The 10,577-nt window shown below is 57.5% G+C and carries 11 protein-coding genes and 2 pseudogenes; 4 read left to right on the top strand and 9 right to left on the bottom strand.

The features are described 5' to 3' along the window. Positions 1-235: 235 nt before the first annotated feature. Positions 236-598, top strand: a pseudogene (locus tag PG5_RS35465) (hypothetical protein); the annotation flags it as partial. 11 nt (positions 599-609) lie between these two features. Further along, positions 610-1,593, top strand: coding sequence for an LLM class oxidoreductase (locus tag PG5_RS26635; RefSeq protein ID WP_020800177.1), 984 nt, complete (start codon positions 610-612; stop codon positions 1,591-1,593). A gap of 54 nt (positions 1,594-1,647) precedes the next feature. Here PG5_RS26635 and PG5_RS26630 read toward each other — a convergent pair whose 3' ends face one another. Next, positions 1,648-1,956 carry a putative quinol monooxygenase gene (locus PG5_RS26630; RefSeq protein WP_020800176.1) on the bottom strand — a complete coding sequence of 103 codons (309 nt, stop codon included), beginning with the start codon at positions 1,954-1,956 and terminating at the stop codon, positions 1,648-1,650. Between the two features lie 90 nt (positions 1,957-2,046). Next, the gene (locus tag PG5_RS26625) at positions 2,047-3,054 is read right to left on the bottom strand and encodes a zinc-binding alcohol dehydrogenase family protein (RefSeq protein WP_020800175.1); all 1,008 of its coding nucleotides are present in this window, start codon (positions 3,052-3,054) and stop codon (positions 2,047-2,049) included. A 110-nt stretch (positions 3,055-3,164) separates the two neighbouring features. On the opposite strand from PG5_RS26625, the gene PG5_RS26620 reads away from it, so the two are divergent. Further along, positions 3,165-4,055 carry a LysR family transcriptional regulator gene (locus tag PG5_RS26620; protein WP_020800174.1) on the top strand — a complete coding sequence of 297 codons (891 nt, stop codon included), beginning with the start codon at positions 3,165-3,167 and terminating at the stop codon, positions 4,053-4,055. A gap of 15 nt (positions 4,056-4,070) precedes the next feature. Further along, positions 4,071-4,170 (top strand): annotated as a pseudogene (locus PG5_RS35460) (LLM class flavin-dependent oxidoreductase); the annotation flags it as partial. A 32-nt stretch (positions 4,171-4,202) separates the two neighbouring features. Here the strand turns inward: PG5_RS35460 and PG5_RS26615 are convergent. The 7 genes from PG5_RS26615 to PG5_RS34325 form a co-directional block, all read right to left on the bottom strand. Then, positions 4,203-5,024 carry a CmcJ/NvfI family oxidoreductase gene (locus PG5_RS26615; protein WP_042955768.1) on the bottom strand — a complete coding sequence of 274 codons (822 nt, stop codon included), beginning with the start codon at positions 5,022-5,024 and terminating at the stop codon, positions 4,203-4,205. A gap of 261 nt (positions 5,025-5,285) precedes the next feature. Then, positions 5,286-6,593, bottom strand: coding sequence for an OprD family porin (locus PG5_RS26610; RefSeq protein ID WP_020800172.1), 1,308 nt, complete (start codon positions 6,591-6,593; stop codon positions 5,286-5,288). 600 nt (positions 6,594-7,193) lie between these two features. Continuing rightward, a complete protein-coding gene (locus PG5_RS26600) occupies positions 7,194-7,952 on the bottom strand; it encodes a HAMP domain-containing sensor histidine kinase (protein ID WP_256229003.1) in 759 nt (252 codons plus the stop codon). Next, positions 7,925-8,218 carry a hypothetical protein gene (locus PG5_RS35050; protein WP_020800169.1) on the bottom strand — a complete coding sequence of 98 codons (294 nt, stop codon included), beginning with the start codon at positions 8,216-8,218 and terminating at the stop codon, positions 7,925-7,927. Before PG5_RS35050 ends, PG5_RS26600 begins: the two co-directional genes overlap by 28 nt. Positions 8,219-8,228: 10 nt before the next feature. After that, positions 8,229-9,686, bottom strand: a complete 1,458-nt coding sequence (locus PG5_RS26590; protein ID WP_020800168.1) for an ATPase domain-containing protein — start codon at positions 9,684-9,686, stop codon at positions 8,229-8,231. Then, positions 9,683-10,243 (bottom strand): hypothetical protein, encoded by a 561-nt coding sequence (locus PG5_RS35045; RefSeq protein ID WP_231989904.1) that lies wholly within the window; start codon positions 10,241-10,243, stop codon positions 9,683-9,685. Before PG5_RS35045 ends, PG5_RS26590 begins: the two co-directional genes overlap by 4 nt. A gap of 23 nt (positions 10,244-10,266) precedes the next feature. Next, the gene (locus PG5_RS34325; protein ID WP_020800166.1) at positions 10,267-10,500 is read right to left on the bottom strand and encodes a hypothetical protein; all 234 of its coding nucleotides are present in this window, start codon (positions 10,498-10,500) and stop codon (positions 10,267-10,269) included. Positions 10,501-10,577: the final 77 nt, after the last annotated feature.

Genomic DNA, 10,577 nt, shown 5'->3' with positions numbered 1-10,577 from the left:
CCCCCCCCCCCCCCCCCCAGAATGCGCTCAAGAGAATTACCCCGGATCGCCCAGAGCACTCTGGTTTGCGGTGCCTCCTGAATCAGACGCACCAGATCCTGTAGGGCGTTAAACGCGGAGTGACTTCAGCTGATCATTGGGACTCTCTATAGAAAAACCACTCACTCTCCGGGCCGCCCAGAATCGTTCAAGGCAAAAGCATGGTCTGGAATCCATTGCTCGGGATCGATCACACGGTGTCGAACTGCACTGCGCGAACGGCTACCTCGTGAGCCCGTTCATTTGCGCCCACACCAATCGTCGTGACAACAAACATGGTGGTTCACTGCAAAACCGCCTACGCTTGTTAAATGATCCCCGAGCCTGTGCTCAGATGATGTATCGGGCTGGAGCGATCTGATTTCCTTCTACCGTCCGCTCTTCGCCAAATCCGGACCTGCCTCGCGTATCGCCAGCAACTGGCCCCTCAATCCGGTCGACCCGACCAGCATGTAAGGCGCAACGGGAAGGCTACACGCACTACCCCACCTGTCGTTCTCAAGCGACCGATGCCGCAGCACCTCTGGAAATAGGGGCGCTGTTCACGTTCTCCCATTGAGGAAGATTAGTATGTATCGGCCGAGCACGATTCCTTACCAGCAGCATCGAGGGTTCAGCCGAACCTTCACTCAGGGTCATTTGAGCCTTGGATTGTTCTTTCCTTTGGAGGCCTTCGATGGGGACACTCCGAGCATGCTCAACCAGGTCGCACTGGCCAAACAAGCAGAGGCGCTGGGCTTCTGCGCGCTCTGGTTCCGCGACGTGCCGCTTCGGGACCCTGGTTTCGGCGATGTTGGCCAACTGTTCGACCCCTGGGTTTACCTGGGCTATATGGCCGCTCATACGTCGGAGATAGCGCTTGGCACTGCCTCCATTGCCATCCCTCTACACCATCCTCTGCACACGGCCAAGGCGTCGGCCAGCGTCGATCAGTTGAGCGCAGGTCGCTTGATTCTGGGGGTAGCTTCCGGCGATCGCCCAGTGGAGTTTTCGGCTTTTGGCGTCGATCCCGAAAGACGCGGAGAAATCTTTCGAGAACACTACGAGGTGATTCGCCAAGCCCACAGCACCAGCTTTGAACCCATCCGCTGGAGCAGTGGTGAGATGCGCGGCGCAGACCTCATTCCGAAACCCACAACCCAAGTCATTCCAATGCTCGTGACCGGCAATAGTCGCCAGTCACTGGACTGGATCGCGCGCGAAAGCGTCGGATGGATCAACTATCCACGTATACCGAACATGCAGCGACTGATCGTGGAAGATTGGCGGCTGGAGGTCATGAAGCAATGTGGCTCCGTCTATAAGCCCTTCACTCAGTCGCTTTACATCGACCTCGATGAGAATCCGTCCACGCCACCCACTCGCATTCATTTGGGGTTCAAACTTGGACGCTACCATCTCCGGTTTTTGCTGGAGTCGCTTGAGGAAATCGGAGTGGACCACGTTATCCTGAATCTCAAATACGGAAAGCGCCCTGCTGCGCAAGTCATTGAGGAGCTGGGTACTCACATCGTTCCGCAATTCGGAGTACAGCCGCTTCCTGAAGAGAATTGATAGGCCGGCCGCTTCCTTGCCGGCCGAGGCGGTATGGTTCAACAGGTTGAAACATCAGGCTGATACCTGTTCAAGGAATATCAGTTGCAACGGCTCTTCGAGCAGGTCATCTACCGTCGCGGCAAAGCGCTGAAAGTACGGCATCGAAAAATGCGCATCCAGCGCCGCCTGATCCCTGAAAGCCTCGCGCATGTAGAACGTGCCCTGCTCGTCACGCAGCTTGAACAACACATAGTCGAGATTGCCCGGCTCTGCGCGAGTCGGCTCGACCAGCGCCAGCAATTCTTGTTTCAATGCCTGTTCTTTGCCTGCTTTGGCCTTGAGCACGGCAATCGATACCAACACGTTACTGGACGTATTCACCGTCAACGCTCCAACAATAAAAAAATGGAAAGTGATGCCGCGGGCAGTTCAGCGGGCCCACAAGCGAGCCCGCCTGATGGATGAGTGAAATCAGAAACCTTCGAGAACGATCTTGCCCCGGGCCTTGCCGCTCTCGACCAGCGCATGGGCACGACGCATGTTTGCCGCATTGATCGCACCGAAGTGCTCGCCCACGGTGGTTTGCAGAACACCTTGGTCAATCAGAGCGCTGACCCGGTTGAGCAGGTGATGCTGGTTGATCATGTCCGGGGTTTCATACAGCGAGCGGGTGAACATCAGCTCCCAATGCAACGACAGCGACTTGCGCTTGAGTGGCATCACGTCGAGGCTTTCGGGATCGTCAATCACACCCAGACGCCCTTGCGGCTTGAGCACGTCGATCAGTTGTGCAAAGTGCTGTTCGGTGTGAGTCAGGCTGGCGACATAGTCGATCTGCGGCACGTCGAGCGCTTGCAACTGTGCGAGCAGTGGCTGGCTGTGATCGATCACGTGATGCGCCCCCAACTGCCGCACCCAATCAGCGGTTTCCTGGCGTGAGGCAGTTCCGATGACGGTCAGGCGGGTCAACTGTCGGGCCAGTTGCACCAGCATCGAACCGACGCCGCCAGCCGCTCCAGTGATCAACAGGCACTTGCCCTCCCCCGAACCCTCGACGACACCAAGCCGGTCAAACAACAATTCCCATGCAGTGATCGAGGTCAACGGCAACGCGGCCGCATCGGCTGCACTCAATGAACGAGGCTTGCTCCCGACGATCCGCTCATCGACCAAATGGAATTCGCTGTAGCTGCCGGTGCGGGCAATCGAGCCGGCATAGAACACTTCATCGCCCGGCTGAAACAGCGTCACTCCAGAGCCGACCTCGCGGACAATGCCTGTGGCATCCCAGCCGAGGATTTTCGGTTCTTTTGTGAAAGTTCCGGCGCGCACCTTGGTGTCGACCGGATTCACTGATACCGCGCGAACTTCAACCAGCAGATCCCGTGGGCCAGGCGTGGGCATCGGGAGGTTGATATCAATCAATGCTTGTGGATTGTCGATGGGCAAGGCGTGTTCGGTAAAGGTGATGGCTTTCATGGACACTCGCTGTCTGAAGGGTTGGTGCATTCACTTGCGGCCATCTTCGACTTCCCATGTACAAAGAAAAACAAGCAGAATGCGCCAACACTTTCACTGCAGGAGTGAAAATGATCCGCATCGATGATCTTGGTTTATTCATCCGCAGCGCCGCGCTGGGCAGTTTCACCGCAGCGGCGCTGGAGGTTGACTTGCTGCCTGGTCAGGTCGCGGCCGCCATCAAACGTCTGGAACGCGAACTGGACGTGCGACTGTTCGCCCGCACCACTCGCAGCCTGCGATTGACTGCCGAGGGCGAGCAATATCTGCCCACCGCCCACGCAGTGCTTGAAACCCTGAAGCAAGGCAAGGAAAACCTGCGCGGTGAGAACGCCACGCTGCGGGGCGTACTGCAAGTGACAGCGCCGTCCGATCTGGGGCGCAACATACTGCTGCCGTGGTTGACGCTGTTCCGCCGTCAGCATCCGGAATTGACGTTGCGTTTTTTCCTGTCGGACCAGATGGCCAATCTGTTTCGCGACCCGGTGGACGTGGCGATTCGATACGGCCCGAATGAAGACGCCAACTACGTGGCACTGCCGCTTGCACCGTGGAACCAGCGGGTGCTGGTTGCCTCGCCGGAGTATGTGCAACGCTGCGGTGCTCCCCAAACGCCGGATGACTTGAGCAAGCATCCCTGCCTGCTCTATTGGCAAAATGGCCGGGTCTACGACAAGTGGAACCTGGGCGGGCAAACCGTGCAGGTTTCAGGACCGTTGTTCAGCGACGACGCCGATGTCGTGCGGCGCTGGTCATTGGAGGGTGAAGGTATCGCCTACAAATCCTGGCTGGATGTCAGTGCAGATATCGCTGCAGAGCGTCTGCTTGTGCTGCTGCCGGATTATCCCGGGGAAGCTTCACCGTTGAGCCTGGTGTGCCCACATCGCAAGCAGATCAGCCCTGCGGTTTCTCAGCTTTATACGTGGTTGAGGGGCCAGTTTTCTGCTCTGGAGCCCCGTTGAACCGAATGACGGCGATTGATGCCAATCCGCAATCCCCCTGCACACCACCAAGGCCGTAACCAGTGTCGATCAGCTCAGTGATGGCCGCCTGTTACTCGGCGTGACGTGCGGTGAGGGTGGATCAGCAATCCGCCAGGTGGCAAAAACTTAATCAAAGAAGGCCAGGGTGCGAACTTCGATACTCTCGCGCGGTGGGGCTCCCGGCCGCGTATTTGGGTCCCGGAAGGCGGTATGGGGCGTGAAGCGGGCTCGGCCGTCGTGACGCGAGTCATACCCCTTGATCAGCAAGACTTCGTCACGGCGCATGTCCGGAAAATAGTACCAGCGCTGGTGCGGATTGTAGGCCAGGTGGTAGATCTCACCGATACGATCCGGATAGACCAAGTCGGTGGCCAGCAGGTCGTCGGGGTCGAGCGTCGAGGCGTCCAGCACGGCCAGCGGCGAGCGCTTGACGGGCCCGCTCATCGGACGCCAGAGGTTGATCTGGGCCACCGGGACCGCTGCCAGTGTGACGGCCTGATCCCCGCCCAGCGCGTCGCGGATACGCTCAGGCCCCGAGCGCTCGGTGTAGTCATTATGCACACGGCTGGCTGGGCCGCGAATACCCCGTCGCTCGGCGTCGCTGCGCCTGGTGTGGTCGAAAATGACGACCCGGCTCGCGCCCGTCAACTCCATGATCAAGGCCTTGACCTCGTCATAGTAGACGCTTTCCACTGAGGTATCGTCGTAGAGGTCGTCAACCACCGTATCCCGCCGATGCAGTTCAAACCCCTGTTTGTCCAGAGAAAGGCTGTCTGCCAAGGGACGACCGTTGTGTATGGGGACCTCGCGCTCCTCCTGCTCAGCAAAGTAGTGCGGTTCACTATCACCAGTCAGAGCTTCGGTATGCACGTAGGGCTTTGCATCGTGCTTGACCAGGTAGGTAAGTGTCGTGATGACACTGGCGGGCATATCAGTTGTGCACTTCAAGTAACACCTCCCGGTCTGCTGACCGCATCCGGCGTGGTGTCCCCGTGGCGGCGCTGAAGCTTGCAAGTAGACTCTCGATCGTATGCCTTCGAACGGACACTTTCAAATGCTCCCCGAGGTGCATGATCCCCGACCGCTAGAAATCTCTCACCTCGGCACCGACGACCAGCTTTTCCAGGACTGGAGCGTCGGACTCCAGGCCCGCGCCCAGGGCGCGAGTTCGTGGCGGCCGGGTCGTCCAGGTGACGAGGTGGACACTCGTTAGAGAAGCGGAATGCTATAGCTTACAAACACTCGATTCTGATCTACGTTACGAGCCGCTTCGCTGTTGGACTTGCCGTTACGCCAGCCGAACCCGACGCCTTTGAGCGCTCCGGACTGAAGGACGTAGTCCAGGCTAATGTCTCTTTCCCATTCCTTTTGGTTGTCGCCTGACGTCGTTTTAATATTATCGCCGGAGAGGTACATGACCGAGCCTTTCAGGCCAGGGACACCCAGAGCGGCGAAGTCGTAAGCGTACTGACCGAAAACTGTGCGCTCGCCTGCGCGGGCGAAACTTTGGATCAGGCGGTCTGTATACAGATACATGCTTGCTCCACCGGCGCCCTTGTCTACCAGGCTACCCTGACTGAGTTGAGTGAAGTTGCTGCCATCCGACACACTTTGGTACCCCGCAGTAATCGCGTGGCCACCCAGTGTGTAAATCAACGCGGCACTCCAGGTACGGTTGTCGATCTCTCCATCACCGTTTTTGGTGTAGCCACTCATTCTGTAGCCTGACGTACCGGCGCTATTTGCACCTGAGGAGTCAGTGTTGAAGTAGCGCAGGTCGGTTTTAAGGGACTGATTGTCCGAGAGCGCCAGGGTGTGAATTAATCCCAAAAAATGCTGTTTATAGTAGTTATCGAGGTTGGCGTAGTAGTACTGGGCTGTCAGATCCTTGGTGACGTTCCAATCGCCCCCGGCGAAGTCAAACTGATTGCTTTCACGCGTACCACCAGCAACGGCCAACCCCGTCTGATCGGTCGAACCCCGTCCTGTTGCATGTTCGATCCGACCTCCAGTCAAGGTCAGCCCCTTGAACTCGCTCGAAGTGATTTGACCGCCCTCGAAAGTTTGTGGAAGCACGCGCCCATCGTTGGCGACCAGAATTGGGAGTTTCGGAATCAAAGTGCCGTAGCGAAATTCAGTTTTCGACATTTTGACTTTGCCGGTCAGCCCCAGCCGGCTCCACTCGTCGACGGCACGGTTGTCACTGTCAGAAGGCATCATGGTGCTGCCGACATGCCGTCCTTTGCCGCTGTCCAGGGTAACCCCCAGCAACCCCAGGCCATCGACACCAAAACCAACTATTCCATCGGTATAGCCCGATTTGAAGTCCAACATGAAACCCTGCGCCCATTCTTCGGTTTTGGAAGGGGCGGCAACGCCATCGCGGTTGTCGTTATTGAAATAGAAGTTTCTCATTCCCAAGGTGGCTTTGCTATCACTTAGGAAGTCAGCATGCGCCTGGGCACTCAGGGTGACACTAAGAAACAACGAACTCGCAGCAATTTTTTTTCGACTCACTTATATAGCGCTCCATTTGTTATTTTCAAGTAATAGAAGCAACGCAAAATCTTTCAGCTCAACGCAACGCATACAAGGGAACGGTATTAAATTAATTTAACCAGACCGATAAATGGCGCGCGATTTTATTATGCTGAACACTCATGGCACATTTAGATAAATGAGCCAGTGGCCTGAGCGATTAGTTCGTTAATCAAAAACAGCCAGAAACAGGCGTTTAAACAATTTAAATGGATAAACGAATTGCCCCCTGTCCAGGAGGGATCGCAGCGTCGTCGGCGTAGCAGTCAAGGCCGCGCAACAATGCGGCGTCCTCGACTCGGGTCTGACGGGCGCCGATATGGCCGATCTGGCTTTCGGTAGCAGATGGGAAACTGGTCATTTTTTCGCGGCTCTTGTTGTTATACAGCGCGATAGCGTTAGAGCCGAGTGTGTGAGAAAGGCACAGGAAGCGCCTTGCCTGGGGAGATGGAGTTCTGCACTGGGGTCGGAAAATTTGCCCTAGCGTCTGATTTTCGAGGCTGGGCCCCGACAGCATTGCCGGTCAGGGATAGGTGGAGATCTCCAAATGCTAAACCTCCAGATGGCGTCAATAAGAAGTTAATGGTTGAGCAACGGTAATGTCACCACAAACTCGCTCCCCTCCCCATCTCCTGCACTGTGGCCAGTCACTGTGCCACCGTGAGCTTCGACCAACTCTCGCACCACCGTCAAACCAATGCCCAGGCCCGCCCCGTTAAACCCCACCGCGTGAACGTCCTGCACAAAGGGCTCAAAAACGAACGGCAATGCCTTGGCGGTAATCCCAATGCCGGTATCGCGGACGCTTATCTTCACCACGCCGTCCTCGGCGGTCACCGAAAGGCAGACGGTGCCGCCCGCCGGCGTGTATTTGGCGGCATTGCCCAGCAAATTGCCAAGAACTTGAATCAGCCGCAGAGGGTCACCCTTCACCATCAACGCGCATTCAGGCAGATCTGAGTTGAACTGCAACTGGTGAGAGATCATGACGGGTGTGCAGATGTCTTTCGCTTCGTGGATGATCTGCGTCATATCGACAACGCTGCAATCGAGATGAAACTTGCCGGAGCTGGCGCGGGCGACGTCGAGCAGATCCTCCACCAATCGGGACATGTGCTGCACCTGACCTTCGATCAACTTCTGCATGCGCGGCAGCTCCTCACTGGGCACCCGCACCAGTCGACCGGCGATCATGCTGATGGGCGTCAGGGGATTGCGCAGCTCGTGGGCCACCATCGTCAGGACTTTGCGTTGCTGTTCCAGCGCCTGTTCAGCAGCTGCTTGCAAGTGTTGTGCGCTGAGCGCGGCGATCACCAACTGCTCGTTGGCTTCGCGCATTTCCAGGTACAGCCGCTGCTCTGCTGTGTGCGTTCTGGTTTTTCTGCATCGGACTGTGCCAAAAGGATCGCCAGGACCAATTGCTGATTGGCCTCGATCAGTTGTTCGAGCTGCTGGTTATCGGCGAGCTGGGCGTTGGCGTCGTTCAGTTCCTTGTGCAAGGCCGCGAGCGCCGCGCGCGCCTCGACGGTTTTCTGGCCAAGCAGGAACAGCTCACGAGCGGCGTTGACCAGCGCCTGCTCGTTCTTGCCATTGGCCTCATTCATGATGGTTTATTCACCCGTGGTCTTTGCCCAAACGCCGCCTGGTAGGCCGTCCGCCGAGCAGGCCTTCCTGGTCAGACAACATTTCGCCAATCTGCAATCCGTTATCGTCAATCTGGTACAAGCGCAGCTCATCGGAATGAGCACTCGCTCGCACTTTGACGACGGCCATGATGCGCAACAGACGGCTCTCCACTTCGATATAGCGCTGGACTATGATGGCGTCGGTGAGAAACGCTGTTCCGTAAGGGCTGAAACGCAGGTCGGTATAGCGGTCTTCCAGTTCCGAGGTCATCAGCACGCTGACGCCGGCGCTCGTCAGGGCCGTGACCATTCGCGACAGGGATTCACGGAAATCTTCGCGGAACGTCGGTGCCAGCGCGAGTTCGAACCCCGACAATGAATCGATGACCACGCGGGTCGCTTTCAATCGGGTAATTTCGCCCAACAACAAGTGCACGATTTCATCGATGGATAAATCAGGGGCGCGGCTGTCGACCAGGCCGACCTGACCGCTCCGAATCAGCGTTGCGAGGGTCGCGTTCTGCGAATGATTGGGCCGTTGCTCGAACACCGCGATCACACCGGTTTCGCCATTGCGCGCACCTTCGGCAAGGAAGGCGGCCGCCAGTATGCTCTTGCCCGAACCCGACGGCCCGGCCACCAACAACGAGTAACCCCGAGGCAGACCGCCTCCCAGCATCCTGTCGAGCTGCGGCACACCCATTTTCAGGCGCTGGAGCGGAAACTCCAGTGGCGCTTCAACAGGGTTGAAAGCAGCCGGCGCAAAGACCTTGATGCCCGAGGTGGCGATGCGGAAGGTGTGCAGCCCCGGCAAGGTTGGCTGGCCACGCATCTTCATGATTTCCATCTTGCGCACCATGGAGTTGCGCTGAACACTCTGGCGCAGCCAGATCAGGCCATCGGCCACGGTGAAAATCGGGTTGGTCTCGGTTTCGGTGAAGTACTCGCCAATCAGGAAGGTCGTCGCGTGCCAGGTGGTCATTAGCATGCCCAGTTGCTGAACGAACTGCGGCAGGTTGTTGTTGGGGTTGTTGCGGGTCTGGCTGGCCAGTACCACCGATCGGAAAGAGTCAACGAACACCAGCGCCGGTGAATGAATCTCTACCTCGTTGACGATCCGGCGCAACACTTCGTCCAGGTCCCCGGCCAGCGTGTCGTCAGCCAGGTTGATGTAGCGGATCGAGCGGTTGATCGCTTCGTTGTCAAAAAAGTCGAACTGCTGCTGATATCGCAGCATCTTCAGCGGCGGCTCGCCCAGCACTGTAAAGAACAACGCGGGGCGATCAGGCGTCGCCAGGGCAAACATCATTTGCGCCAGGGTGGTTTTGCCGCAGCCAGGCGGGCCGGCAATCAGGTTGAACGAAAACTCCGGCAAACCACCGCCCAGCACCTCGTCCAATCCTGGCACGCCGGTGGCCAGGCGGTTGATAGTCACTTTGGTGCTCATGGCGAGTTTTCCTGCGAGGGGGTGTCGCTCAAAGGAGGTTCCCACACGTCGCGAAGCAACCTTGCAGTAAGCGAGGACCCGATAAGTGTGGTGAGTAATTCATAGAAGGTGATCAACATCACTTCACCGAAGAGCAACGCATCGGCTTCGCTTTGTTCAAGGAGGACCTGCTTGAGAGCATTCAAATCAAACGTAACCTGTGCACGATCATAGATACCGGCCAGGCGCGGATCCCGGGAGGTGCACAGTTGAAGGCTGCGCCGATAAAGCGCAGCCCCGCCTTGGTGACCAATGATGGGCGTGAGGGCGGCGTCCATACCCTGCAAGGTTGAAACAATCGCTCGCGCGATCGCTGCAATGTCAGCGTTGGCGCCAATCCGGTGCGCCAGAGAAGCTACAATCTGGCGGCTCTCTTCGCTTAGCGCGGACATGGCTAAATGGTTTCCGATGGACAGGGTTTGATGGTACACCCTATTGCTGACTATCAAGCGCTTATCAGACGCGGCATACCCATTGCCAGCACCGCCGCGTTGATCATGCCGCCAGTGCTTGTACATCGTTACACCAGCGATAGGGCACATCAGCCTTTGGCGTGCGCCCCGTATACGCAATGCTCATACCGAACGCCTGGGCTCGCAAAGCCACTGCTCTGCCAATCCTTTTCGTTGAGCAGCGAATACGAGTGGCAGTCGAAATGCTCGCGCAGGCGGATGTTGAAACTATCGGGCAAGCGCGACAGCAGTAGCAAAGTGGGTTTCATCGCGTGGTCACTCTCGGCAAGGTTCAAGGCACCAGCGGCATGGGCGTCCGCCATGCCGCCGCGACTGGAGAGGAAGGCTTACTCAAAAACGCAGGAAGTCAACCTGATGGATCAACGCCTTGCGCGTTGTT

The sequence above is a fragment of the Pseudomonas sp. G5(2012) genome (assembly GCF_000408945.1).
Classification (GTDB): Bacteria; Pseudomonadota; Gammaproteobacteria; order Pseudomonadales; family Pseudomonadaceae; genus Aquipseudomonas; species Aquipseudomonas umsongensis.
The sequence above is the reverse complement of the archived record's forward strand: the minus strand, read 5'-3'. Positions and strand labels throughout refer to the sequence as shown.